The sequence below is a fragment of the Streptomyces sp. NPDC048751 genome (assembly GCF_043198595.1).
Classification (GTDB): domain Bacteria; phylum Actinomycetota; class Actinomycetes; order Streptomycetales; family Streptomycetaceae; genus Streptomyces.
Map to the genome: position 1 here is coordinate 217,374 of NZ_JBICUX010000013.1, position 23,429 is coordinate 240,802.

A 23,429-nucleotide genomic window follows, 5' to 3' on the forward strand; every position below is an offset into this window, starting at 1 on the left:
GCGGACCGACCGCACCCGCGGGCGAGGGCCCGTTGTCAGTGCCGGATGCGATCGTTCAGGTCATGGATGAGCTGGAGTTCATGCGCGGCCGGGTGTACGGAGCGGACCACGAGGACGCGGCACCGAGGCCCGGACGCGCCTACGTGGAGCTGGTGGGCGGCCCTTTGGACGGACTGCTCCTGGACGTGACGGACCGGCCCGACGACGAGGTGCGCGACGGCGTGGCGCTGCCGACGGAGATAGGCCGCCACGGGCCCGGCGGCCGGGCGCTCTACGCCCCCAGGGAGGCCGACGGCCGCCGCTTCGACTGGCACGGCGACCTTCCATGACCCACGGGACACGGACAAGGCCTCCGACGTCGCCCACCCCTCACCTTCGCGGTGACCAACAGAAAGGGAGCATGGTGAGGCGCACACCACCACCGGGCCCCGAAACGCCCCCGGAACCCGTCTCGGCCGACGCGCCGGGGGTGATACGCCGTCCGCTGCTCACCCAGTCCTGGCTCGACCTCACCTTCCTCCACTGGGCCGCGGACCCCGCCGACGTGGCCGGTCTGCTGCCGCCGGGGACCCGCCCCGACACCCTGGGCGGGGTCACGTACGTGGGTCTCGTCGCCTTCCGCATGCACCGCGTCGGCTGGTTCCGGCTCCCAGGCGTCCCCTACCTGGGGACGTTCCCCGAGACCAACGTCCGCCTGTACTCGGTCGACGCGCACGGGCGGCGCGGTGTGGTCTTCCGTTCACTCGACGCCTCCCGGCTCGTGCCGGTGGCGGTGGGCAGGGCCGGCTTCGGGATGCCGTACGTCTGGTCCCGGATGGCCGTGCGCGGCGACGGCGACACGGTCACGTACACCAGCTCGCGGCGCTGGCCCGGACCGCGGGGCGCCCGCAGCCGCATCACCGTGCGGGTGGGCGGACGGATCGGCGAGGCGACGGAGTTGGAGCACTTCCTGACCGCCCGCTGGGGGATGCACACCGCGTTCCTCGGCCGGCCGATGTACCTGCCCAACGCCCACCCCCGCTGGCCCCTGCACCGGGCCGAGCTGATCGAGTGCGAGGAGGACCTGGTGGCCGCGGCAGGGGTGCGGGGACCGCTGGGAGAGCCGGTGAGCGTGCTGTACTCACCGGGCGTGTCGGTCCGTTTCGACCGCCCGGCCCGCCCGGCCGGCATCCCCACCCCCTGACCGCATCGCGCCCAGGGGTCAGTGGCCGCGGCTGAGCGGATGGCGGAACCCCTGGTCGGAGATGAGCCCGGCCGCCTGCGCGAGCTCGGCGGCGAAGCGCTCCACGGCCTCGAGCAGCCGCAGAGCCGTCGTCCTGGCGAGCCCCGTGCTGTCCGTGATCTTGCCCAGGGCGGGGGCGTGACCGGAGGTCTCGAAGACGTACTGAGCGAGGACCGTCCCGTCATCAGGCCCGGAGCCGCCATCGAGGCCCGCTTCCCCCTCGACCGGGCTCAGGAGGCGTTCCCCGCATAGGGGCCGGGCGGGGGAGCACAGGTCGAGCCGCGCAGGCCCTGGGTGATTCACGTGTCCCCCTTCCCCCCGGGGAAGGTCACGAGAGGACCTGCGCGGTGTCGTGCCGTCAGCCCAGGCAGAGCACGAGCACGCAGATCTCGCCCGAAGGAGAGGTGGCGGACGGCGAGGTTCCCGACTGCGAGGTGCCCGACTGCGACGTTCCCGAGCTGGAAGAGCTCGACGAGCTGGAGCTGGTGCCAGAACCGGAGCTGTCGCCGCCGGCGTTGCTGCTGCTGTCGGCGCCACCCGTCGGTGTCGGTGTCGGCGTCGCCGCGGTACCGGAGTCGTCGGCCGATCCTCCGGAGCCCGACCCGCCGGAGGTCGAGGCACCGGCGGCCGACCCGCCGGAGTTCCGGGAGCCGGCCTGCGGCTGCGGCACCGGCTTCGCGGCCGTACGAGGGCGGTCGGCGGAGTCCGGCTGAACGTTCGAGAGCGCGTCCTGCTCGTCCGGGGCGACGGACCGCTGGCGGGGGATCGCGGGCGCGGTCGGAGTGGGGGAGGAGCGGTGCGCGTCGGGGCGCGTCGAAGTCGGAAGGGCGTCCTGCGACGTCCGCTCCTCGTCGGTGCCCGGACCGGTCACCTCCGGGGCGGTGGCCGCCTGCGCCCGGTTCGTGGAGTTGCGGTCCATCGTGCCCAGGGTCAGGCCGCCTCCGACGAGGGCGACGGCGGTCGCGACCACGGCCCGGCGCTGGTTCTTCTTCCAGCGGGCTCGCTGGCGACGCCGAGCCGCCCGGCCCTCCGGCGCCGACGCCACGCCCTCCAGGTCGCCGGACGGCTCGCCGTAGGGATCCTCGTCCGTGCCCGCGCCGTGCAGCCCGCCGTCCGCCTCCTCGTGAAGTGCGCCGTGAAGACCGTCGTGAAGTCCGTCGGCGTGGAGTCCGCCACCGTGACGTCCGCCGTCGGGCCACGTGTCCGGTTCGGGTGCCCACGCTGCCGTCGTGCCGACGGTGGCCGGGCCCGGAACGGTACGTCCGTCGGCGGTGGTGGGGGCGATGTCCGGGGCGTAGGCACCGCACCCGGGACACACCAGGGCGCCATTGAGATGCCGGCGACACGAGGAGCAGTAGTCCATCTGCGGTCTTCCTGGGTTGACATGGCGTCGGCCCGCCGGAGGGCGGCCCGGTCACGTTCGTACACGGAATCGAGCAGCTTGCAACGCTAACGAGGCTTTCGGAACGGGGTGTGCAGCCCGCGTGAGACTCGTGGGGGGATTGTTGGGGGCGTCTGTGCGGACCATGACGTGTGGGAAGAGCCGTGCGGGGTCACTCGGTGGGTGTCAGACGTCCGGGCCGTCCGCCGACACCGCCCGGACGTCCCGTCGGCCAAGAGGGGACCCACGATGCGCACGCTGGACATCCGGGACAGGCATCACACGCAGGACACACGTGCCGACCTGCTCGGCATCTACCTCAACGACCACCTCGCGGGATCCACCGTGGGTGTGGACCGCGCCCGGGCCCTGGCCGAGGCCGAGCAGGACACGGCCCTCGGGGCCGACATGGGCCCGCTCGCCGACGAGATCGCCGAGGACCGGTCGAGTCTGCTGGAGATCATGCGGCGGCTCGACGTCCCCGTACGCCGGTACAAGGTCGTCGCCGGCCACCTGGCGGAGAAGGCGGGCCGGCTCAAGACCAACGGCCGCCTGCTGCAGCGCTCCCCGCTCACCTCGCTGGTCGAGCTGGAGTTCCTGCGTGCGGGCGTGACCGGCAAGGCCGCCCTCTGGGAGACGCTGCGCGGCCTGACCGACGACGAGGAACGCCTGGACGCGGGCCGACTGGACGCCCTGCTGGAACGTGCCCACGGTCAACTGCGCGCCCTGGAGCGACTGCACGCGCAACAGACCGCGCAGGCCTTCCGGCAGACCGCCGACAGCACGCACCCACAGGACTGACACCCTCGGCTGAACCCGCAGAACCCGCGAACCCGCAGCCGGCCGCAGCGGCCGCGGACCGCCTTGGTCAGTCGCGAGGCGTGGGGTACAGCGGTCGAACACGGGCCCAGTAGTGCCGTACGTGCTCCTCGGCCTGCCGCAGGACCGGGTCGTCCGGCGCCAGGCCGGTCGGATCCCCGTTGTGCGGCGGGCGGGCGGGGTCCGCGTTCCGGGTGGCGGCCCAGCGGAGGAGCAGCACCAGGCCGGTGGAGACACCGGCGGTGAGGGCGGGCAGGGCCTCGGGAGCAGACACGGTCGCGGTCACCTCGGACAACAGTCGGGCAGACAGGGAGGAGGGCGCCGCGCGGGATGTCACCGCGGGCGGCGCCGACAGGGCGTCAGAAAGGGCGCGGCCCCCGGTCAGTCGAGCAGCGTCACGCGTACGGTGACACGCTTGCCGACGGGCTCGCGCTGGACCTCGTACCCCGCGCACACGGCCATGACGATCTCCAGACCGTGCTGGCCCACCCGCCCGGGATCCGCGGCCCGCGCCAACGGCAGTACGGGATCGCTGTCCCAGACGACCACCTCGACGTCGCCACCCGAGATCCGCAGCTCGAGCAGAATCGGCCCCGGCGCGTACTTCCTGGCGTTGGTGACCAGCTCACTGACCACGAGCCGGGTGGTGTCCATCGCCCGGGCGGTGACCGGCAGACCGTGCTCGGCCTGCACCCGGGTGAGGAAGTCGGCCGCGTGGTGGCGAGCCTCGGCGATGCAGGAGGAATCGCCGTCCAGAGCAACAGTGGTGTGAATACGACCACGCTGCGGCGCCATACGGCCTCCGCCACTGATCACCGATTGCATACAGTCCGCCCTAGTTTCACGCACACGCCCGCGTGTACCCGCTCGCCCGCCCCGTACGCCTCCGCCGTTCCAAAAGGCACGCCTGAGCTGTAGCCGAAGGAGGTGGTCTCCCCTCGAAGGATCTCCGGAGGTACGCTGGCCCGGTCCGTGGCCGGCCCCCTGACCGACGCCTTTGGGGATACCGTGGCAGAAACCGAGGAACCAGCCGCCCCGCAGCGGCTGTCGATCGCGCACTCCGTCATCGACGGCATCGATGTCGTCGTCCCGCACGGCGAGATCGACCACACGACCAGAACCAACTTCCGCCAGGCACTGCTCCCGCCCGACGGCGCGGGCGCGGGGCGGCTGGTGGTCGACCTCAGTGGGGTCACCTTCATGGACTCCACGGGCGTCAACACCCTCATCGCCGCCCACCAGGCCGCCCAGGCCGCCCAGGGCTGGCTGCGCCTGGCCGGGCCGAGGAACCCGGTCCTGCGCATCCTGCAGCTGGTCGGGGTCGACACCGTCATCCCGTGCTACCCCGACCTGCAACAGGCCCTGAAGAACTGAGCCCCGGGGGCTCCGGGGTCACCCCGCGCGCAGCAGCCGGACCGGCTCCCCGGCGAGGAAGGCGACGATGTCCTCCACCACCTCGCCGTAGTACGTGCGGTAGTTGCCCTCGGTGACGTAGCCGAGGTGGGGTGTGGCCAGGACGTTGGGCAGGGAGCGCAGCGGATCCTCTGCGGGCAGCGGTTCCGACTCGAACACGTCGAGACCGGCCCCGGCGATCCAGCCCTCCCGCAGGGCCCGCAGCAGCGCCTCCCGGTCGACGATCCCGGCACGGGACGTGTTGACCAGGTGGGCGTCCGACTTCATGGCACGCAACTCGGTCTCCCCGAGCAGACCACGCGTACGCTCGGACAGCACGAGATGGACCGACACGACGTCACTGCGCCGCAGCAGGTCCTCCTTGCTGTGCGCCAGTCGCGCACCCTCCGCCGCCGCCCGCTCTGCGGTGAGGTGCTGACTCCACGCCAGCACCTCCATGCCGAAGGCCGCCCCGACACGTGCCACACGGCTCCCGATCTTGCCGAGCCCGAGCAGGCCCAGCGTCCGGCCGTGCAGATCCCGGCCGACCGTGGACTGCCAGGGGCCGCCCTCCCGCAGGGCCCCGCTCTCGACCGTCAACTGCCGTGCGAGTCCCAGGATCAGCGCCCAGGTCAGCTCCACCGGCGCGGTGATGCTGCTGGCCGTGCCACAGACCGTCACCCCGGCCGCGGTCGCGGCCGCGAGGTCGACGGAGGCGTTGCGCATGCCCGTGGTCACCAGCAGCCGCAGCCGCGGCAGACGCCCCAGGAGCTCCGCGTCGAACGGCGTCCGCTCCCGCATGATCACGACGATCTCGCAGTCCACGAGCGCGTCGACGAGCTGTTCCCGGTCCGTCACGTGCTCCCGCAGGACCCGTACGTCCACCCGGTCCGCGAGGGGTGTCCAGTCCGCGTGGGAGAGGGCGACGCCCTGGTAGTCGTCGAGGACGGCGCACCGCAGGGTCATGCCGACTCACCCGCCTCGCCGGACACCCCGCCGATCACTCGCTCGGTCACGGCCTTGCGAACGGCCATACCGGTCTCGTGGGTGTCGCGGTGCGTGGTGTCGGCGTAGGAGACGTCGTCGGGGGCCGGGGACTCGGGTGTCACGTGCTTCATTCCTCCGGGCGCGTTGATGATGTTGAAAAGGCTGGCACTGCAGCCTCCGCCGAAACCGCCCGCCGGTCAACCGGGGGAAGGGCCCGACGAAAACACCGCCCCCGGCGTGCACCAGGCACATCGACGTGCACGACACTGTGCGCAGGCATCGACCCTGGAGGGACCAATATGATCATCTTCGGCACCAAGGGATATCTGTACCAGCTCGCGATACTCACGCTGCTGTGCGGGTACTGCGGCAACCCCTCCGCCCACACCTTGAGGAAGCGCGTCACGAAGTTCACCCTCTTCTTCGTGCCGCTGTTCCCGATCTCCACCAAGCACGCCACGCAGTGCACCTTCTGCGGCGCCGAGCAGAAGATCACCAAGGAGCAGGCGGACCAGCTGCTGGCGCAGGCCGCGAGCCCGCACGGCGGTCAGCCCCACGGGCAGCCCCAGCAGCAGCCGTACCAGTCCTGACGAGGCCGGGGCCGGTCCCGCCCATCACTCGGCCGTATCCGGTGCGGGGTCAGCGCTTGCTGAACTGGGCCTTGCCCCGCTGGTCGACGTTCGGAGTGATGGCGATACCGGTGTCGGTGAGTGTCTGGCCGTAGATGTCCGTGATCCGGATGTCGGAGCCGCAGCCCGCGCCGTTGTCGGAGACGAAGTAGTTGTAGTCCTGGCGCGGCAGCTGGCGCCAGGTGGAGCCGGTGCGGACCTCCAGGGTGGCGACGGGGTTGCGGTGGTTGCGGACCTGGATGCCGCACCACCACTGCGAGGAGCCTTCCTTGTAGCGGTAGGCGACGGTGCCGCCGATGTCCGGACTCACCAGCTTCCAGGTGATCGGCACCCGGCCCACCACCGGGTCGGCGATACGGGCGAAGGCGCGCTCACTGAGATCGATGTCACCGGGTCTGCACTCGGGGCAGCGGTCGACGATTTTCACGGTGATCTCGCCCCGGGGTCCCTTGACCTGCAGGTACGCTCCGCACATGCGCGCGTTCTCGTAGTCGGTGTGGTTGAGCGCCGCGATGCCGATGTCGGCGGTGGCGTCGTAGAGGCAGTTCCCGACGCCGGTCGCGCCGTAGAAGGTGCCCTCGCCGGAGTAGGTGGTGCCGGGCTGAACGGAGGCGGACGCCGGTGACGTCGTGGCCCATAACAGGGCGGTGGCACCGGCGAGGAGAGCGAGGGGGCTGCTGCGCATGGAGGTGCCTTTCGAGGACGGTGGGGACGTGCTCGAGCGAGGCGATCCTGGCAGCGTTGAAAGATCAATTGAAAGTGCAAATACAGCCACAGCCGCGCCCCCGGTGGCCGTGAGGGTGCCTCGCGCGGCGGAGGCACCCCCGGCTGGACGGCGTTCACCCCGTTCGGGCTCGCGCCGCCCCGAGCCTCACCCCGCCTTCGTCACCTCGACGGAGAAGTCGTTGTCGGCGGTGTAGAAGGGACGCAGACCGGTTCCGTCGACCGTGACCGTCGGATAGACGAACACCTCATTGCGGCCCGCCACGTCGTCGAGCAGACGGGCCAGACGGATGAGGGGCGCCTGCACTGCGGGCTGGACGAACACGTCCCAGACCCCGCTCCCGCCCACCGTCTCGGCGGTCAACTCCCCGTGGTCCACGGTGAAGGAGAAGCTCCGGCCGTCGTCCTCGACCTGCGGCCGAAGGTCCCACAGATGGTTGCTGCCGCCCCGCAGCCGCAGCCGTACGACGGCCCCCGACTGGAGCGTGGCACCGTGCAGGCGGGCGCCGACCGTCAGCGAACGGTCCGTGAGGGTGATCCGGCCGACCTCCGCGTGGGCGGGTCGCAGCCAGGACCGCACCGCGAGATAGCCGTCCGCGGTGGCGTACGGCACCCGTACGGCCAGCGGTGTCTGCCAGTCCCGACGGTGACCGTCGACGAGGGCCCGCAGGTCGCGCAGGCCCGGACGCAGACGCTGCCGCTCGGCCCCGGACTCCTGGAGCAGGTACACGTCCCACCGGCCCTCCGCGAGAACGGTGTCGGTGTCCAGAACGGCGCGTCGGCCGCCGTCGTCGGAGGGCTCCAGGTCGAGGGCGTGCAGGACCTTCTCGGGCTGCCCCTTCCCCGGCCGCAGCCGCAGCAGCAACTGCCGCCCCTGCGCGGGCCGTGACACCAGGTCGAAGACCATCCGGCCCCCGGTGTCGACCACGCACCCCGCGCGCGGCTGCACTCCCTGTCCAGCGCTCACCGCTGCCCCTTCCGTATCGCGCGCCGCGCGTCGCCGGCCGCCGCGAACGCGGCGTCGCGGGCGGCGAAGCCCTGACTGACCAGCACGCGGTGCACGCCGGCGCGTTCCTGCGCGACCGCTCGTCCCGCCTTCCGCGCCGAGACCGCCTCGGCCATCAGCCGCTCGGCCTGCTCGACCACAGGGCCAGGGGCGAACCGCCGCGCGTTCTCCAGGGCCGCCCGGCTCATCCGCCGGCGCCGCTCGTCGTCCCGGACCAGCTCCGACAGGGCCGCACTCATCGCGTCACGGTCTCCCACGGGCACGAGCCGTCCGTCGACGCCGTCCTTGATGATCTCGCCGGGCCCGTAGGGACAGTCGGTGCTCACCACCGGCAGTCCGCAGCGCATCGCCTCGACGATCGTCATGCCGAACGACTCGAAGTCGGAGGCGACCGCACCGATCGAACCCTTCACCCACTCCGCCTCCATGGGGATCGCCGCACCCATCAGGAAGACGTTGTTCCACAACCCGAGGTCCACGATCAGCTTCCGCAGCCGGTCGTGCTCCTCACCCTTGCCGTAAATGCGCAGCTGCCAGTCCGGGTGTTCGGCGGCGACTGCGGCGAAAGCCTCGATCAGCAGGTCGTAGCGCTTCACCGGCACCAGCCGGCCGGCCGCGACGACCACCTTCGCGCTGCCGTCCGCGGCCGGCAGCACGGGATCCGGCACGCTGTTCGGGAGAGCCTCCACCCGTACGCCGGGCAGCCACATCTTGCGCCGGTAGGCGGCGGCGTCGGCCTCGGTCACCGTGGTGAGCGCGTCCAGCCGACGGTAGGCGCGGCGCAGTGTGGTGCGCAGTCGGGGCGGATGGTTGTCCAGGGGGAGGTGCTCCTGCCCGATGCGCACGACATGCGACGGCGCCTGGAGCGCGAGGTGCACATTGAGGCCCGGCCGGGTGCCGATCACCACGTCGGCGTCGGTCGCGGCGAGGCTCTCGGCGATCCGCTGGTCGGTCAACTCGCTGTACTGCCGGTACCGGTACTCGGCGCGGGGGAAGACCTTCGCCGGTCTGAGATGTAAAGCGTGCTCCTTGTCCTGTCTGAGGTCCACCAACGCCCGCAGCGACACCCTCGGATCCAGGGTCAGGTTCGGGTGCTCCCGGTGCCGCAGGACGGAGACGATCTCCACCTCGTGCCGCTCGGCCAGTGCGTGGGCCAAGTTGAAGGTGGTGGTGATGGTGCCTCCGATCCCGTAGGCGTTATGAATAAGGAAAGAAATCTTCATGGCGGATTAGACGACGTCAATTTCCCTACGGTTGTGGCTCGTTACCAGTTCGTAGTGCACGTCCGCGCCGGGCGGAACCGCCCGATCCAGCTGGTCAGGAGCCAACCCGCCGCCGCCCCGACCGCGTACCAGAACAGATCGGGCGGATTGAAGGTGGACCCCAGCACGAGACGAGCGACGGCACTGCGCCGCGACAGCTCCGCCGGCACATCACTCAGCTGGAAGAACTCGATCCCCCAGCTGAGGGCCAGCGCACTCGCGGCAGCCGTCAGGGGCGTCACCCGCGGCGCCACCACCACGACCAGAGCGACCAACAGCAGGGTGTACAACGCGTCCCCGCCGTACTTGGCCACACTCCCCACCGCCATGCCGCGCAATCCCAGCCCGGCCCCGACGATCACCACCGCACTCCCGGCCGCCGCGAGACGGATCCGCAGCAGACCCGGCGTCACTGGATGTGGTGTTCCTTCCAGAACGGGCCGAGATTCTTGCTGGTCATGCCCTGGGCGGCCCTCTTGAAGTCGGCGGTGGTGGAGACGCCGTACCAGTGATCGCGGGCGTACCGCTCGAGCAGGCGGGCCATGGGGCCGCTGCCGAGGGTGCGTTCAAGGTCTGCGAGGGCGCAGGGACCGGCGGTGTAGACCAGGTGGTATTCGTTGCGGTGGCGGCTCCAGTACGCCATCGAGTTGGTCAGGAGGGCGCCACGGGGCCAGTCCTCCTCACCCCAGCAGCCCTGGGTGTCCCAGCCGTAGTAGCGGGCGTTGGCGTACTGGGCGAAGCTCTCGTCGAGCCAGGGTGCGCCGTACTCGTCGTTGCCGACGATGCCGTACCACCACTGGTGGGCGATCTCGTGGACGACGGCACTGCCCTCCTCGGTCGTGCCGAGGAGGACGAGGCCGGGATACTCCATGCCGCCACCGAATTCCGGCGTCATGACGAGGTCGATCTCGCCGTACGGATAACGGCCGAACTCCCTGCCGAACCGGTCGACGGCGCCGACGGCGTCCTTCCGGTTGAGGCGTACGCCCACGGCGGACGTGCCGGGCGCCCAGTAGGAGTTGACGCGCACGCCGCCGGGCGAGGTCTCGGTCGCGGTACGGAAGGGGCCCGCGGCCCACGCGAAGTCCCGCACCTTGTGTGCGCCGCTGAGGGTGACGGTGCGTCCGGGGCCGCCGGGCCTGGTCAGGGTGCGGCCGGTCGCGGGGACCTTGAGGGCGGCGGGGTGGTCGAGGCGCACCCGGAAGTCGCCGGCGAGGGCGTAGAAGCTCTCGCCGACGGACACGTACGGGTCGAGGTGCCACCCCTTCTCGTCGTGCACGGCCAGCACGGGCAGTGCGTTGCCCAGGAAGCGGAAGTCGCCCTCGCGGCCGAAGCGGCTGTTGCGCCGGGGCACGGTGATCGACACGTCGAAGGCGACGGCCGTCCGCTGACCGCGCGCGAGCGGCCTGGGCAGCGTGATGCGCAGTGCCGTGCAGTTCACCGTGAGGCGACCTGCCGTACCCCCACGCACATGGGTCACGGTCACGGGGGAGGGGCTACCGGGTGCGCCGCACCCGTCGTCACCGTTGCCCCACAGCCGCACGTACACCTCGCGCAGCGGCCGGTCGGAGGCGTTGCGGAACGTCACCCGCTGCCGGCCCGTCCAGCGCGAGCCGTCGGCGTCGGAGCGCAGGGTCACGTCGTAGCGCAGACCGTCGGGCGTAGCGGCCTTCGCGCTCGCCCGGACCGGCGGCGACGCGACGGCATCCGCCACGATGGCGCCCGACGCCACGAGCGGCGCCAGCAGGACGACGAGCAGACGACGACGGGTTCTCGACCACCACACGGGTAACGACGACATGGCAGCGGATCTTGCCACAGCACCGCCGACATTGATCGCCCCACCGGGAAACTCGAAAGGGCGACTCCACTTCCCACCGCGTGCCCCGGCACTTCGCGCCGGGATGTCACATCGCGGCGGACCCGGTCGGTCGTATCCGTATGACGACGCACACGAACCAGAGCCAGGAAGACAGGACCCGAGGGCAGAACCAGAGCGTTCTCCTCGCGGGTGCGAGCGGAGTCCTCGGCCGCCATGTCACTCGCGCCCTCACAGAGGCGGGGCACAAGGTCACGGGCCTGGGCCGGGGCCCGGCCAACGGTGTCCAGGCCGATCTCCTCGACCGCGACGCACTGCTGCGCGCCGTGGAGGGCCACCACTTCGACACGGTCGTCCACGCCGCCACCGCCCTGCGCGACGCCCCGCTGCGCCACCGTGACATGCACGCCACCAACGCCCTGCGCACCGAGGGCACCGCCCACCTGATCGAGGCCGCGCGGACCACCGGCGCACGGCGGTTCGTCGCCGAGTCGATGGTCTTCGGATACGGCTACGGCGATCACGGCGACCAGCCCCTGACCGAGGAGGACCCCTTCGGCCCCCGCGGCCGCACCACGGAACTGGAGCGGCACATCGCGGCCATGCGCATCAAGGAGCAGCTCACCTTCCACACACCGGGTCTGGAGGGTGTCGCCCTGCGCTTCGGGCTGTTCTACGGACCCGGCGGCACCGATGCCCTGCTGCCCCTGCTGCGGGGGCGCAAGCTCCCCGTGTCCGCCGACCGGGGCCGGGTCCTGCCGTGGATCGAGCTCACCGACGCGGCGCGCGCGGTGGTCGCGGCCGTCGAGCGCGGGCGCCCCGGCGAGGCATACAACATCGCGGACGACACACCGACGGGCTTCGCCGGCCATGTCCACGCGGTGGCGGAACACTTCGGCCTGCCGAAACCGATGACCGTCCCCCTGTGGCTGATGAGGCCCATGTCGTACGCCCACACGATGATGTCGACCACCCTGCGCGTCTCCACGACGAAGGCCCGGCACGAACTGGACTGGGCCCCCGCCTACCCGTCCGTGCGAGAAGGACTCGCCGCGATGCCGCCCCGAGGGCGGTGAACGGGCATCGCCACCCGTCGCTCATGCGAAGAGATCTTCCCTCACGCTTTCGGCTGGGCGGGACAGAGCTCCACGCAGCATTCACCGGGGCGGGGCGCGAGGACGGCCTCGACGCCGGTGATCTCCATGGCCTGGAGGTAGCCGGAGACGAACGCGTGGTTCATGCCGCACACCAGGTCGGGGGCCTTGGCCGCGAACGGCTGGAAGGGGCAGTTACGCAGCCGTAGCCGAGTCAGGGATTCCCTGAAGGGTTCGAAGCCGTGCCGCTCGAGCATGCGCTCACACGCCGTGAGGCCGCGCTCGGCGCCCATACGGCCGGGGCGCGTCTGCTCGCGTTGGGCCGTGCCGAGCGCGTGTCCGCATTGTCGGGCGGTGCGTAGTGCCGCCAGTTCGGCGGTCTCGTCCCTGTGTTCGGTGAGGATGGCCTGCAGCAGCAGATCGGCCAGCGCTTCGTGGCGCCGCTCGGGGATGCTGACGCGGAGATCGGCGCCGTTCGGTTCGTACACCTTGGGTCGCCGGCCCACTTTCCGCACCGCGCCCGGGTCCTTGTCCCGCGCCCGCAGCAGCCCGGCGTCGACGAGTTTGTCCAGGTGGAAGGCCGCGAGCTTCCGCGAGATACCCACGCTCGCGGCAGCCTCGTCCCGCGTGACGGGCCGACGCGCACGCCGAACGAAGGCGAACAACCGCCGCCGCGATTCCTCACCGAGAACGCTGACGGAGTCGATCGCTTGATCATCCACAGAAGGCATATGGTGCATATCGCCACCCATGCCTTCACATTAATCCCCATTCCATCGCGGCACCCCTCCCTATGGCCCGCTGATCAGCCCGGCCCGACCGGAGAAACGGGAAAGTCCAAAAACCGCTGGCTAAAAACGCCTGCTGAAGCCGTCCGCCGAAGTGGACGCTTTGTGGAACTGTTGCTGTTGATCCCGTTGACACTCCGGGAGCGCCCTTTTATTCTCGCGCCAGCATTCCGACCGTGTGGCGGTATTTCGAACGGCTGAAAGGCGTGTGTCCTGCGCATCACCGGGATAAGTACATGTGTGGCCGGAATGCCGTGGCGCGGTCTGACGTGCGTACACCCCCGCCTGCCGCTTCGAGTGGGCGCGCGCAGCAAGATCCCCGAGATCCCCGAGTTCGCCGGACTGAGTCCCACCTGCCGGCGCACCGCCCGGCCGGGAGTCCGGTCGGGCTCTCGGCCTGCTCGCCACCTTTCGCCCGTCCCCGCCGCACCGCTTCGCCGCCGTTACGTCTGGTACGCCGCCATCCTCTCAACGCCGAGAAGAACAAGGAACGATCACCATGCGCAACCGAAGAGCCGTCCTCGCCGGGGCCGCCTCCCTCGTGCTGACTCTGGCCGCCTGCGGTCAGAACAGCGGGAGCAGTTCCAAGGTCGGCACGATCGGCATCGCCATGCCGACCCAGGCCTCCGAGCGCTGGATCACTGACGGCAAGAGCGTCGTCAAGGATCTGAAGGCCAAGGGGTACGAGACCAAGCTGGTCTACGGCGAGGACGACCCGAAAAGGCAGGTCGCGCAGATCGAGGACCTGATCAAGCAGGGCGTCGACGCGCTGATCATCGCGGCCATCGACAACGAGTCGCTGAACGGCGTGCTCAAGCAGGCCGCCGCCGCGAAGATCCCGGTGATCTCCTACGACCGACTCATCCTCGGCACGAAGAACGTCGACTATTACGTCTCCTTCGACAACGAGCAGGTCGGTCGGCTCCAGGCCCGCTACATCATCGAAAAGCTCGGTCTGGAGGACGGCAAGGGCCCGTTCAACATCGAGCTGTTCGCCGGCTCTCCCGACGACAACAACACCAAGTACTTCTTCGACGGTTCGATGCACCTCCTGCAGCCGTACCTGGACAGCAAGCAGTTGGTCGTGCGTTCCGGCCAGACCGCGCTCAAGCAGGTCACCACCCTGCGCTGGGACGGGCCCACCGCTAAGAAGCGCATGAGCCGCATCCTCGCCGCCTCCTACGCGAACAGGAAGGTCGACGCGGTCCTCGCTCCGTACGACGGCATCTCCATCGGTGTCCTGTCCGCACTGAAGTCCTACGGCTACGGCTCCAGCGGCAAACCGCTGCCCATCGTCACCGGTCAGGACGCCGAACTGGCCTCGGTGAAGTCGATCATCGCGGGTGAACAGTCGCAGACCGTCTACAAGGACCTGCGCCAACTCGCCGAGGTCACCGCGAACATGGTCGACGACATACTCAACGGCAGGCAGCCGAGGGTGAACAGCAGACGGGCCTACAACAACGGCGCCAAGCCCGTACCCGCCTACCTGCTGCAGCCGACGAGCGTCGACAAGTCCAACTACAACTACGTCCTGGTCCTGGGCGGTTACTACACCGCCGCCGAACTGCAGTAGCCGCACTGCCCAGGCTTCGCCTCCCACCAGGCCGGCCCGGGCGCCGGGGGTGCCGGGGTGCTCCGAACCGAGCACCCTCTCCCGCTCCGCCGCCCCTACTCCTGCCGATGGCGTCCGGTGGCCCCGCGGTTCCCGCAGGGTTCACTGCCCGCCGTCGGCCCCCTCCGCACCCACGGCCGCGAACTGGTCGAGCAGGGCCATGAACTGCTGGTCGCGCCACAGGGCCGGGGCGGACTTCAAGCAGCGGCCCTCACACCCGCAGGCCCCTGGGGCGCACCTCCTCCAGAGAGTCGGCGGGGGCTGATGACGGTTGCGTTTTCGGGGTACTTGCGTCGGCATGGCACCGGAAACTGATCACGCTGAATCCGTACGAGCCCTGCGGCAACTGCGCCGGATCCGCACGTTCTACGCCGGAGGCGCCGTCTTGTGGGCAGCCTCCGCTGGCTCGGTGGGGTGGGAGGATCCCGGAAGCCGGCAGATGTGGGTCTCGGTGATCTTCCTGGCGGTCTTCACCGGTCTGTTGTCCGTCACGTCCCTGTGGCTGAGGCGCCAACAGACCACCCGCCCGGGCGCTCCCGCGCACCATGCCGCTCCGCGGAGGCCGGCCTGGCGCCGTCACGCCAACGCCTGAGCACTGGAACGCGGCCCCCTGCACAGGGAGGCGGCGTTGCTCCAGCGGCCCGAGCAGGGTGAGCACCCGCTCCGTCGTACCCCGCTCACCGCACCCGGCAGGGGAGTAGCGGACCGAATCTGTCCGCGACAGGTGTCAGGGTGGCCCCATGGACGCAGACGGCCTCGCCTGGAGCCAGACGCTGCGCGAGCAGTGCGGGCCCCACTGGAACCCCGGCTCCAGGCCCAACTCGGCAGCCTGCCCATGACACCCGCTACGAACGGAGCAACGCGATGAGCCGCCACATCCAGGTCACCTTCGACGCCCACGACCCACGGGCGCTGTCGAACTTCTGGCGCGAGGCACTGGGCTACGTCCACCCCGCCCCGCCCGGCGTCGACCTGCCCGAGGGCGCCGACCCGTTGGCGGCGTGGGACGACTTCCTGGCTCGGGTCGGCGTACCGAAGGAGGAGCGCAACACCAGATCGGCCATCGAGGACCCGGACGGGCAGGGCCCACGGCTGTTCTTCCAGCAGGTTCCCGAGGACAAGGTCGCCAAGAACCGCGTCCACCTCGACGTCCGTGCGGCCCCCGGACTGCAGGGAGCGGAGCGCATGGCGGCGCTGGAGGCCGAGTGCGACCGGCTCGTCGCACTCGGAGCGACACGGGTCCGTCGCCACGAGCCTGCTCCTCCGATGGAGGCCGGCTTCATTGTGATGACCGACCCCGAGGGCAACGAGTTCTGCCTGGACTGACCCGGCTCAGCACCGTGCCGCTCCGCGGATCGCGTACTGACCCGTCGCCGAGGCCACCGCCGCCGCGTGCCCGCCCGCACCCCCAGTCCTCCCCGGCACACGGCATGATCGACGGACAAGGCGCGGCAGCGTGACGAGAAGGGCGGCGCAGACGTGGACGGGCAGGCGGAGATCTCGACGGCCGAGGAGGCCGCGAACAACGCGTTGGTGCTGGCCTTCGGGCGGCTGCAAGGGGCGGCGAACCGGCTGGAGTACATCCTGGGACGGGCCTTGGAGCAGGAGTGCGGCATCAGCCATCTCATGTTCGAGGTGCTGCTGATCCTGGGGAGGGCCGGGGAGCCCGGGCTGTCGATGCGGGCCATCGCCCAGGAGCAGGTGCTGACCACGGGAGGCGCGACCCGGCTGGTGGACCGTATGGAGGCGGCCGGCCTCGTCGGACGGGCCGAGGATCCCGGTGACCGTCGGGGGCGGTTGGTGCGCCTCACACCGAAGGGGGAGGAGACGGCGGTCGCCGCGTCCCGGGTGCACGTCGAGAACATCAGGAACTACTTCCTGGAGCCCCTGCCGCCCGAGGACCGGGAGCGGTTCGCCGAGAACCTGCGCGTTCTGAGCCACGCGGCGCGGGACGTGCTGCCCCGTCTGCCCTGACAGCATTTTCGAGCGGCCGGGACACCGGCCGTGACCGTCGGCAACAGCACAAGGTGTGGCGACCGCCACACACGCGGAGAAATACCTGACTGAGCAGATACTGTTTGGTCAGATGAATAGCCCACACCGGGTGGGCACCGCACCGCGCCGAGGTCCTCGATGAAGCTCGTCCATGTCTTCGACGCCTACTGCGGCTGGTCGCACGGGTTCTCCGCGACCCTGCGCGAGGTCGTCTCCCGCCACCCCTCCCTGCCGGTGGAGGTGGTCTCCGGAGGCCTGTTCACCGGGCCCCGGCGCGTACCGATCCGCGAGTTCGGCCACGTCCAGGGCGCGAACGCCAAGATCGCCGAACTGACCGGCGCGCAGTTCGGCGAAGCCTACGAACAGTTGATCGCCGACGGCGCCTTCGTCATGGACTCCGAGGCCGCCGCGCGTGGCGTGGCCGCCCTGCGCCGGTCTGCCCCCGGCCGGGCGGCCGAACTGGCCACCGCTGTGCAGGACGCCTTCTACGTCGACGGCCTGAGCCTGTCCGAACCCGCCACCTACCGGAAGCTCGCCCAACAGGCCGGACTGGACGCGAACGCCGTCGTGGCCGCCTTCGAGGCGCCCCAGGCGCAGGCGGCGGCCGAGGCCGACTTCCGCTACGCAGCCGAACTGGGTGTCACCGGCTTCCCCACCCTCCTGGCCGTCGACGGCGACCGCGCCACCGCCCTGGCCCGCGGCCATGCCACCGCCGACGACGTCGACCGGCGCCTGGCGTCCCTCACCGCGTGACGCCTCTCCCCACACGTCCAGAACTCCCCTCCAAGGAACCCGACATGAGTGCCCTCTCCTTCAAGATCCTGGACCTCGACTTCCCGGCCGGATCCAAGAACAAGACCGCCACCCTCGTCACGGGCGAGAACGCAGCCCTGCTGGTCGACGCCGGCTTCACCCGCGCCGACGGTCACCGCCTGACTGCCGAGATCCTCGACTCCGGCAGGACGCTCACCACCGTGTTCGTCAGCCACGGCGACCCGGACTTCTACTTCGGCGCCGAGATCCTCGCGGACGCCTTCCCTGACGCGCGCTTCGTCGCCACCCCGCTCGTCATCGAGCACATCAAGCACTCCTACGAAGGCAAGCTCAAGGCGTGGGCGGCCCTGGGGGCCAACCTGCCCACCCGTCTGGTCGACCTCCAGCCGCTGACCGGGACCATCACTCTGGAGGGCCACCGCTTCGAGCTCAAGGGCGGCCCCGCCGAACTGCCCGACCGCCACTACCTGTGGCAGGCCGAGCAGCGAGCGATCCTCGGCGGTGTGCTGTTGTTCCAGCAGGAGCACGTCTGGGTCGCCGACACCCCGACCCCCGAGCACCGCTCGGCCTGGGTGAGGCTGCTGGACGAGATGGCCGCGCTCCAGCCCGAACTGGTCGTGCCAGGTCACCGCCTGCCCGGCACGCCCGCCGACGCCTCCGCCATCACCGCCACCCGCGACTACCTGCTCGCCTTCGAGGAGGAACTGGGCAAGGCCGCCGACGGCGCCGCGCTGACCGACGCACTGGTGGCACGCCACCCGGACAACGGCATGCTGATCGCCGCCCAGATCGGTGCGAAGGTCGCCAAGGGCGAGATGAAGTGGGGCTGACCACCACGACCCATGGCGGCACCGCTATCGACGTCCGCGTCGCCCACTACTTCGTCGTACGCGGTGGATTCAGGCGGGAGAGGCTGCCGGGCGGGACACGGCGCCCGCTGTGTCCCGCCCGAACGGGCCGGCACTGGCGTCGCTGCTCGGGGTGAGGCGCAGGTACGCGGTGATCTGCTTACCCCGCGCACGGTGTGCGACGGCGACTCTGTCGCTCACCGCGTGCACCAGGCGCAGTCCGTGGCCGCCGACGCGGTGCCGGTCGCGCTTCCTCACCACCGGTTTCTCCGTGGAGGTGTCCCACACGGTGATGGCCAGCTCCTCCCCGGACAGCTGGAGCGCCATCCCGCAGGGGCCGGGAGCATGCACGATTGCATTCGTGACCAGCTCACTGATGACGAGTCCGGCGTCCATTGCCAGCGAGGCCGGTACGGCGGTGCGGCCGGCGTGAGGGGCGTGGGTGAGGAAGGTGTGCAGGGCCTGACGCGCGTCGCCCGCGCGGGCCGCGACTGCGGCCCAGGCCGCGCCGAAGCGCAGCGGGGCGTGCTCGTCCGTGCCGTGCTCATCTTCCGCCTGCTTCATAAGCGGGATGACCATGCGGAGCTCTTTCGTTGTCTTCGGCCGTTCTTGGACGGCTTTCCCCGTGCGGCTACCCGGGCACTGGCCGCGCACACGGAGGCATCCGCCCGGCGCTCGCCTTTCCGTGTGCAACGGAGCCCCGCCCTCTCGCCGGCACACCAGGACTACGCGCCCGCTCCCGACGACAACGCGGCAATGGAACGGGAAGCCGGATGATCAGCCCTGGTCGGTGCGCTCGTCCCGGATGCGCTGGGCGACGTCGCGCAGCTTGATGTTGTGGTGCTGCGAGATGCGGCGCAGCACGTTGAAGGCGTCGTCCTCGCTCAGCCGATGGCGTTCCATGAGCATGCCCATGGCCTCGCCTATGGCGTGTCGGGTCTCCATGGCGTGCTGCAACTGGTCGATGGTGTGGGCGTCGGCAAGGGCGACGGCGGCGTGCGAGGCCAGCAGCCAGCCCGCGGTTTCGATGTCCTTGCTGAAGGCGCCCGGGCGGCCGGCGTACAGGTTCAGCGCGCCGAAGTCTTCGTCGTGGGTGTAGAGCAGTATCCCGGTCATGCTGCCGATGCCGAGATCGCGGGCCGCCGCTGCGAACCGCGGCCAAGCCGGCTGGGGCTCGGTCGTATCCGCGATCCGAAACACGCGCTCCCCACCCGCGTGGTGGGCGAGATCGAAGCACGGCCCCTCACCCAGCTCACCCTGGAGTCGGTCGGATTCCGCAACCATGTCCCCACAGGAGGCCAGCGTGACAGCCCGGCCCTTGCGCACCGCCAGGATCCCGGCGGCGTCACAGTTGTCCACCATGTTCACCGCCGACGCCACGATCTCGTCCAGCGTCCCCTGCACCGACTCCTGCGCCAGCAAGTTCCGCGCGAGCCGGGCCATCTCCTCGGCGAACTCCCGCCACTCCATCCGCCACCCGCCTCAATCGCCAGTCCTGCGACACCTACCCACAGCCAGGCCTTTCACCCGCGCTGACTCTCGCGCGAAACCGAACTCACAGCGCCCACGGTGTTCCTCTCCCTGCAGAGGTCGGCATCGTGGTCCGGCACCCGCCGTCATGACGAAGGCGCAGAGTGCAAGCGCGATCGAGCGGCGACTCCAAGGGCTCCTGGTCAGCGGGGCGCGGCCGGATGGCCGTGCTGCCGATCAAGGTCCACAGGGTGCTCCTCCCGCGCCGGATCAGCCGCCCACTTCGAGGGCGGCCAGCAGCACGAGGACCAGCGTCGTGGCTGCGAGGACGCCGTGGGCGGCGACCACGGGCACGGGGAGGTGCCGTTCGGCCGGGGCCGCCTCGTCCCCGGCAGCGGGGGTGCCGGTGGTGCGGTACACGGGGATCCAGCGCGAGAGCAGGGTGAAACCGAGCAGGGCGACGGCGACGAGCAGGACGAAGGCCGTCCAGGCCAGGGCGTCCGTGTCGGCGGCCAGGTAGATGATCCAGAGGACCAGGCCGGCTGCCGCGAGCAGGAAGTGGCCGAAGACGACAGGTGCCGGGAAACGCGTGGTGCCGGTCTACTGCTGGCGCAGGCCGCCGCGGGCGGTCCAGCGGGCGAGGAGCACGAATCCGCCCAGAGCGGTGACCACCCAGGCGATGAGAGCGGCGATCTCCATATCGGGGCTCCGGTTGATCGGGCAATGGGCGACCGGCGGACCGGTCAGGACCGGGCCTCGGTGCGGAAGCCCTCGGCCTGTACGGACTCGGTGGCCACGCGGACGCCGTAGCGGTAGGCGAGCTTGCCGCCGAGGAACCCGGAGACGCTCAGGGCGGCCAGAGAGACGGCGGAGAGTGCCAGTTGGCCGGAAGCGACGCCGCGGCCGACCGGGTAGCCGTCGCTCTGCCGCCAAGCGAAGCCGATCGCGTAGGCGGCGGTGACGGTGAGGTTCAGCGCCATGTGCACCAGGCCCGTACGGAAAGCCGGGGTGCCGGTGGGGATGGCGAACAGGTCGAGGAAGCCGACACCTGCGGCGGCCAGCGCACCGAGCACGCCGATGGCGATCAGCCAAGCGGATCCGTGCGCCAGGAAGCCGGGCCGGTCCACGATCCGTGAGGAGATGTCGAAGACCAGACTGCACACCCACGCCCCGATCGGCACCGTGACCAGGATCGGATGGATCGGGTGCCCGTACGGTCCGGCCAGCGCACCGCTGACCGGCTGCTTCGCCTGGTTCAGGTCGCTGTTCACCGTCATGCCGCACCTCACGCATGAGCTGTTTCACCAACGATTGTTGGCCTTATTCACCCATGGCGCAAGCGAGGCTTCCGAGGGCAGCTCGCGCGCGACATTTGACCGTTTAGTGACCGTGATGGCGATTCTTGAAAACGGCTCTGACCGGAGTTCCGTGAATCGGCTGCCGCTGCCCGTACGGCCCCTCTGGTGATGCAGTCAGTCGGCCACGAGATCATGGGGATGAAAGCCCGCTGGGAGGCACCACATGACAGTTTTCATCGTCCACGACGACCCCGTCGGCCGGAGTCAGCACAACTACATCGCTCGTGCCGATCTGGCCCCATTCGGGTTGGACGGACAGATGGAACAGCTGTGGCTACAGCCTCTCAGCGATGGGACCTACTCCGTCGCCTGCATCCCGTTCCAGACGTACGGACTCGCCCTGGGAGACCGAGTACGTCTGTCGGAGAACGACGAGGTCAGCGAGGTTGTTGGACACTCCTCGCACCGGGTTCTGCGTATGCTCCTGATGCCCCACTCGGTCCCTGCACGGCTTGCGGAAACGATCGCTCGGATCAAGGCGGAAGTCACTGCCGCGGGTCTGCTGAGTGAGTGGAGCGGTGACCGGCACGTCGCCGTCGACATCCCACCTCCTGCGAACCCCTCGAAGCTGTTCGACGTCATGGAGCGCGAGGTGTCCACCGGCCGCGCCTTCTGGGAATGGGCAGACGCCATGCCGTTCTCGGTCCAGGGCTGATCTGCCCTGCTGAACCAAACGCCCGGACGTCATGGCCTCGTGAGGATGCGTGTGCGGAGCAGGGCGAAGGATGCCCGGCCGTACATGGCTCTCTTGAGCGTCTTCACGCGGTTGACGTGGCCTTCGACGACGCCTGAGCTCCAGTGCAGGGTCAGTCCGGCGGTGACGGCGCCCAGGTCGCCGCGGAGGAAGCCGGCGAATCCGCTTATGGGCTTGGGTGCGTCCTGCTCGGCCCGGCGGATCCACTCGGTCAGCAGGAAGCCGCGCCTGTTCCGGAGGAGTTCGGCGAACGCCCGGGCCAGATCGCAGGCCCGGGCGATGTCGGGGCAGGCGATGCGCACGTCCAGTAATCGACGGGCGAGGTCGGGCTGGAGGGTGTCCTGCGGGCGCATGATCCAGCCGGTGATCTTGCGGGGGCTGGGGATGTCGGCCCGGATGGGTTCGGCGTTCCCGGCGCGGAGGGCCGCGAGGTGCTTGCGGACGACCTGGCGGCTGCCGCGGTAGCCGCGTTCGCTGATCTCCAAGAAGAGGCGGCTGCCGCTGACCTGGCCGAGGCTCTCGGTGAAGCGCGTGTTCAAGTACGGCTTGAACGGCTCCAGCACTCCGGCCGGCCGACGTTCTTGAGCGGAGGCCAGGAGCTGGTCGAGGTCGGTGTCGCGGAACCGCCGGACAGTCTTGCGGTCGAGGTGGAGCCGGCGGGCGATGGTGCTGACGGTCCAGCCAGCCGCGACGAGTTTGTGCACGTCTGCGTGACGGTGACGAGTCCGCTCGATGATCTGCGTCCGGGGAAGTTCGTACAGAGAGAGCCCTATCAGCGGAGGCGCATCTGGTATGCGGCCGATCTCCTCATCGGCGCGTTTGCGCAGGCAGACGCGGTGCTGATGGCAGGTCTTCTCCACCGCGGCAGCGAGGTTTTGCAGCAGGTGCCAGCGATCGGCGACCTCCACCGCATCGGGGGCTGCTTCCTTGATCGCACGGGTGTAGGCCGTCGCCCGGTCGCGGCAGATGATCTCGGCACCGGGATGATCCCGCAGCCAGGCGGCAAAGGTCTCCGAGGTCCGGTCGGGCAACACGTCCACGACGCGACCTGCCTCGACGTCGACCAGGAGAGTGCCGTAGGTGCGGCCCTTGCTGAAGGCGAACTCGTCGACACCGAGGACCCGCGGGGACCGTTCCGGCGCGGTCGGAGGGTCCAGGAGTTCCAGCAGGCGCGTGCGGCCAGCGACGAGGTGCAGGCGGCGGCACAGCCGTTCGCCGGCGCGGCCGCCGAGCTCGACCGCGACCTGGCGCAACCAGGACTTCAGACCGAGGCTGGAGCGGCGATATCGCTCGCTCAGCCCTGTGACCTGCTCGACGAACGTCCGACGCCGACACGTGGCCCGGTCACAGAAGAACCGCCGGACCCTCAGCCTGAGCAGCAGCTTCTTCCCGGGACGCAACCGCCATGGGCCGCTCGGCCAGGCTCCGCTCATAGGAGGAGTGGACTCTCCGGGCTTGGGTGCGGGCATCCAGGGCATCTGGGTGGCGGACCGCATGCGGCCGCCACCACTACCAGCACCTCCGCCGTGAACTCCACGGCCTCCAAACGAACA

The 23,429-nt window shown here is 70.2% G+C and carries 29 protein-coding genes; 12 read left to right on the forward strand and 17 right to left on the reverse strand.

Going from position 1 to position 23,429, the window contains the following annotated elements:
• Nucleotides 1-62 precede the first annotated feature (62 nt).
• A complete protein-coding gene (locus ACGFNV_RS34860; RefSeq protein ID WP_393628084.1) occupies nucleotides 63-329 on the forward strand; it encodes a hypothetical protein in 267 nt (88 codons plus the stop codon).
• Between the two features lie 71 nt (nucleotides 330-400).
• A complete protein-coding gene (locus ACGFNV_RS34865; protein WP_393628086.1) occupies nucleotides 401-1,183 on the forward strand; it encodes a YqjF family protein in 783 nt (260 codons plus the stop codon).
• A gap of 18 nt (nucleotides 1,184-1,201) precedes the next feature.
• Here ACGFNV_RS34865 and ACGFNV_RS34870 read toward each other — a convergent pair whose 3' ends face one another.
• Both ACGFNV_RS34870 and ACGFNV_RS34875 read right to left on the reverse strand, forming a co-directional pair.
• A complete protein-coding gene (locus ACGFNV_RS34870; RefSeq protein ID WP_393628088.1) occupies nucleotides 1,202-1,525 on the reverse strand; it encodes a hypothetical protein in 324 nt (107 codons plus the stop codon).
• A gap of 55 nt (nucleotides 1,526-1,580) precedes the next feature.
• Nucleotides 1,581-2,585, reverse strand: a complete 1,005-nt coding sequence (locus ACGFNV_RS34875; protein WP_393628089.1) for a hypothetical protein — start codon at nucleotides 2,583-2,585, stop codon at nucleotides 1,581-1,583.
• Nucleotides 2,586-2,852: 267 nt separating this feature from the next.
• Between ACGFNV_RS34875 and ACGFNV_RS34880 the strand changes: the two genes are divergently transcribed.
• Nucleotides 2,853-3,404 carry a hypothetical protein gene (locus ACGFNV_RS34880; RefSeq protein WP_393628091.1) on the forward strand — a complete coding sequence of 184 codons (552 nt, stop codon included), beginning with the start codon at nucleotides 2,853-2,855 and terminating at the stop codon, nucleotides 3,402-3,404.
• 67 nt (nucleotides 3,405-3,471) lie between these two features.
• Here the strand turns inward: ACGFNV_RS34880 and ACGFNV_RS34885 are convergent, their stop codons facing one another.
• Both ACGFNV_RS34885 and ACGFNV_RS34890 read right to left on the reverse strand, forming a co-directional pair.
• Entirely contained in the window at nucleotides 3,472-3,696 is a 225-nt protein-coding gene (locus tag ACGFNV_RS34885) for a hypothetical protein (RefSeq protein WP_393628093.1), read from the reverse strand.
• Nucleotides 3,697-3,803: 107 nt separating this feature from the next.
• On the reverse strand, nucleotides 3,804-4,217 hold the full coding sequence (locus ACGFNV_RS34890) for an ATP-binding protein (protein WP_393628095.1): 414 nt from the start codon (nucleotides 4,215-4,217) through the stop codon (nucleotides 3,804-3,806).
• Between the two features lie 213 nt (nucleotides 4,218-4,430).
• Here ACGFNV_RS34890 and ACGFNV_RS34895 point away from each other — a divergent pair, with 213 nt between their 5' ends.
• The gene (locus ACGFNV_RS34895) at nucleotides 4,431-4,796 is read left to right on the forward strand and encodes an STAS domain-containing protein (RefSeq protein ID WP_133932886.1); all 366 of its coding nucleotides are present in this window, start codon (nucleotides 4,431-4,433) and stop codon (nucleotides 4,794-4,796) included.
• Nucleotides 4,797-4,814: 18 nt separating this feature from the next.
• Here the strand turns inward: ACGFNV_RS34895 and ACGFNV_RS34900 are convergent, their stop codons facing one another.
• Nucleotides 4,815-5,780 (reverse strand): D-2-hydroxyacid dehydrogenase family protein, encoded by a 966-nt coding sequence (locus tag ACGFNV_RS34900; RefSeq protein WP_393628096.1) that lies wholly within the window; start codon nucleotides 5,778-5,780, stop codon nucleotides 4,815-4,817.
• Nucleotides 5,777-5,923, reverse strand: coding sequence for a hypothetical protein (locus ACGFNV_RS34905; protein ID WP_393628098.1), 147 nt, complete (start codon nucleotides 5,921-5,923; stop codon nucleotides 5,777-5,779). Before ACGFNV_RS34905 ends, ACGFNV_RS34900 begins: the two co-directional genes overlap by 4 nt.
• Nucleotides 5,924-6,100: 177 nt before the next feature.
• Here ACGFNV_RS34905 and ACGFNV_RS34910 point away from each other — a divergent pair, with 177 nt between their 5' ends.
• A complete protein-coding gene (locus ACGFNV_RS34910) occupies nucleotides 6,101-6,391 on the forward strand; it encodes a zinc-ribbon domain-containing protein (protein ID WP_133932888.1) in 291 nt (96 codons plus the stop codon).
• Nucleotides 6,392-6,440: 49 nt separating this feature from the next.
• Here ACGFNV_RS34910 and ACGFNV_RS34915 read toward each other — a convergent pair whose 3' ends face one another.
• The 5 genes from ACGFNV_RS34915 to ACGFNV_RS34935 form a co-directional block, all read right to left on the reverse strand.
• Nucleotides 6,441-7,115: an expansin EXLX1 family cellulose-binding protein gene (locus ACGFNV_RS34915; protein ID WP_393628100.1), complete on the reverse strand. Its 675-nt coding sequence runs from the start codon at nucleotides 7,113-7,115 to the stop codon at nucleotides 6,441-6,443.
• Nucleotides 7,116-7,301: 186 nt separating this feature from the next.
• Nucleotides 7,302-8,120 (reverse strand): hypothetical protein, encoded by an 819-nt coding sequence (locus ACGFNV_RS34920; RefSeq protein WP_393628102.1) that lies wholly within the window; start codon nucleotides 8,118-8,120, stop codon nucleotides 7,302-7,304.
• Nucleotides 8,117-9,382, reverse strand: coding sequence for a glycosyltransferase family 4 protein (locus ACGFNV_RS34925; RefSeq protein ID WP_393628104.1), 1,266 nt, complete (start codon nucleotides 9,380-9,382; stop codon nucleotides 8,117-8,119). Before ACGFNV_RS34925 ends, ACGFNV_RS34920 begins: the two co-directional genes overlap by 4 nt.
• Nucleotides 9,383-9,423: 41 nt before the next feature.
• Nucleotides 9,424-9,834: a DUF2809 domain-containing protein gene (locus tag ACGFNV_RS34930; protein ID WP_393628105.1), complete on the reverse strand. Its 411-nt coding sequence runs from the start codon at nucleotides 9,832-9,834 to the stop codon at nucleotides 9,424-9,426.
• Nucleotides 9,831-11,222 (reverse strand): M1 family metallopeptidase, encoded by a 1,392-nt coding sequence (locus ACGFNV_RS34935; protein ID WP_393628107.1) that lies wholly within the window; start codon nucleotides 11,220-11,222, stop codon nucleotides 9,831-9,833. The genes ACGFNV_RS34930 and ACGFNV_RS34935 overlap by 4 nt, the downstream gene beginning before the upstream one ends.
• A gap of 140 nt (nucleotides 11,223-11,362) precedes the next feature.
• On the opposite strand from ACGFNV_RS34935, the gene ACGFNV_RS34940 reads away from it, so the two are divergent.
• The gene (locus tag ACGFNV_RS34940; protein WP_393628109.1) at nucleotides 11,363-12,316 is read left to right on the forward strand and encodes an NAD-dependent epimerase/dehydratase family protein; all 954 of its coding nucleotides are present in this window, start codon (nucleotides 11,363-11,365) and stop codon (nucleotides 12,314-12,316) included.
• A 41-nt stretch (nucleotides 12,317-12,357) separates the two neighbouring features.
• On the opposite strand, the gene ACGFNV_RS34945 is transcribed toward ACGFNV_RS34940, so the two are convergent.
• Complete coding sequence (locus tag ACGFNV_RS34945; RefSeq protein WP_393628111.1) at nucleotides 12,358-13,086, reverse strand: helix-turn-helix transcriptional regulator; 729 nt, start codon at nucleotides 13,084-13,086, stop codon at nucleotides 12,358-12,360.
• A 535-nt stretch (nucleotides 13,087-13,621) separates the two neighbouring features.
• Between ACGFNV_RS34945 and chvE the strand changes: the two genes are divergently transcribed.
• From chvE to ACGFNV_RS34970, 5 genes are all read left to right on the forward strand, one after another.
• The gene (gene chvE, locus ACGFNV_RS34950; RefSeq protein ID WP_393628113.1) at nucleotides 13,622-14,698 is read left to right on the forward strand and encodes a multiple monosaccharide ABC transporter substrate-binding protein; all 1,077 of its coding nucleotides are present in this window, start codon (nucleotides 13,622-13,624) and stop codon (nucleotides 14,696-14,698) included.
• 903 nt (nucleotides 14,699-15,601) lie between these two features.
• Nucleotides 15,602-16,063 (forward strand): VOC family protein, encoded by a 462-nt coding sequence (locus ACGFNV_RS34955; RefSeq protein ID WP_393628115.1) that lies wholly within the window; start codon nucleotides 15,602-15,604, stop codon nucleotides 16,061-16,063.
• 153 nt (nucleotides 16,064-16,216) lie between these two features.
• The gene (locus tag ACGFNV_RS34960) at nucleotides 16,217-16,711 is read left to right on the forward strand and encodes a MarR family winged helix-turn-helix transcriptional regulator (protein WP_393628116.1); all 495 of its coding nucleotides are present in this window, start codon (nucleotides 16,217-16,219) and stop codon (nucleotides 16,709-16,711) included.
• A gap of 159 nt (nucleotides 16,712-16,870) precedes the next feature.
• Nucleotides 16,871-17,485, forward strand: coding sequence for a DsbA family protein (locus ACGFNV_RS34965; RefSeq protein WP_393628118.1), 615 nt, complete (start codon nucleotides 16,871-16,873; stop codon nucleotides 17,483-17,485).
• Between the two features lie 44 nt (nucleotides 17,486-17,529).
• Nucleotides 17,530-18,336: an MBL fold metallo-hydrolase gene (locus tag ACGFNV_RS34970; RefSeq protein ID WP_393628120.1), complete on the forward strand. Its 807-nt coding sequence runs from the start codon at nucleotides 17,530-17,532 to the stop codon at nucleotides 18,334-18,336.
• A gap of 69 nt (nucleotides 18,337-18,405) precedes the next feature.
• Here the strand turns inward: ACGFNV_RS34970 and ACGFNV_RS34975 are convergent, their stop codons facing one another.
• The 4 genes from ACGFNV_RS34975 to ACGFNV_RS34990 all read right to left on the reverse strand — a co-directional run bounded on the left by ACGFNV_RS34975 (nucleotide 18,406) and on the right by ACGFNV_RS34990 (nucleotide 21,101).
• The gene (locus tag ACGFNV_RS34975; RefSeq protein WP_393628122.1) at nucleotides 18,406-18,933 is read right to left on the reverse strand and encodes an ATP-binding protein; all 528 of its coding nucleotides are present in this window, start codon (nucleotides 18,931-18,933) and stop codon (nucleotides 18,406-18,408) included.
• Between the two features lie 198 nt (nucleotides 18,934-19,131).
• Nucleotides 19,132-19,824 (reverse strand): GAF and ANTAR domain-containing protein, encoded by a 693-nt coding sequence (locus ACGFNV_RS34980; protein WP_393628124.1) that lies wholly within the window; start codon nucleotides 19,822-19,824, stop codon nucleotides 19,132-19,134.
• A 270-nt stretch (nucleotides 19,825-20,094) separates the two neighbouring features.
• Nucleotides 20,095-20,244 carry a hypothetical protein gene (locus ACGFNV_RS34985; protein ID WP_393628126.1) on the reverse strand — a complete coding sequence of 50 codons (150 nt, stop codon included), beginning with the start codon at nucleotides 20,242-20,244 and terminating at the stop codon, nucleotides 20,095-20,097.
• Between the two features lie 323 nt (nucleotides 20,245-20,567).
• Nucleotides 20,568-21,101: a DUF2231 domain-containing protein gene (locus ACGFNV_RS34990; protein WP_393628128.1), complete on the reverse strand. Its 534-nt coding sequence runs from the start codon at nucleotides 21,099-21,101 to the stop codon at nucleotides 20,568-20,570.
• A gap of 244 nt (nucleotides 21,102-21,345) precedes the next feature.
• Here ACGFNV_RS34990 and ACGFNV_RS34995 point away from each other — a divergent pair, with 244 nt between their 5' ends.
• Nucleotides 21,346-21,837: a DUF4265 domain-containing protein gene (locus ACGFNV_RS34995; RefSeq protein ID WP_393628129.1), complete on the forward strand. Its 492-nt coding sequence runs from the start codon at nucleotides 21,346-21,348 to the stop codon at nucleotides 21,835-21,837.
• A gap of 29 nt (nucleotides 21,838-21,866) precedes the next feature.
• Here the strand turns inward: ACGFNV_RS34995 and ACGFNV_RS35000 are convergent, their stop codons facing one another.
• On the reverse strand, nucleotides 21,867-23,309 hold the full coding sequence (locus ACGFNV_RS35000) for an ISL3 family transposase (RefSeq protein ID WP_393628131.1): 1,443 nt from the start codon (nucleotides 23,307-23,309) through the stop codon (nucleotides 21,867-21,869).
• Between the last annotated feature and the right edge of the window lie 120 nt (nucleotides 23,310-23,429).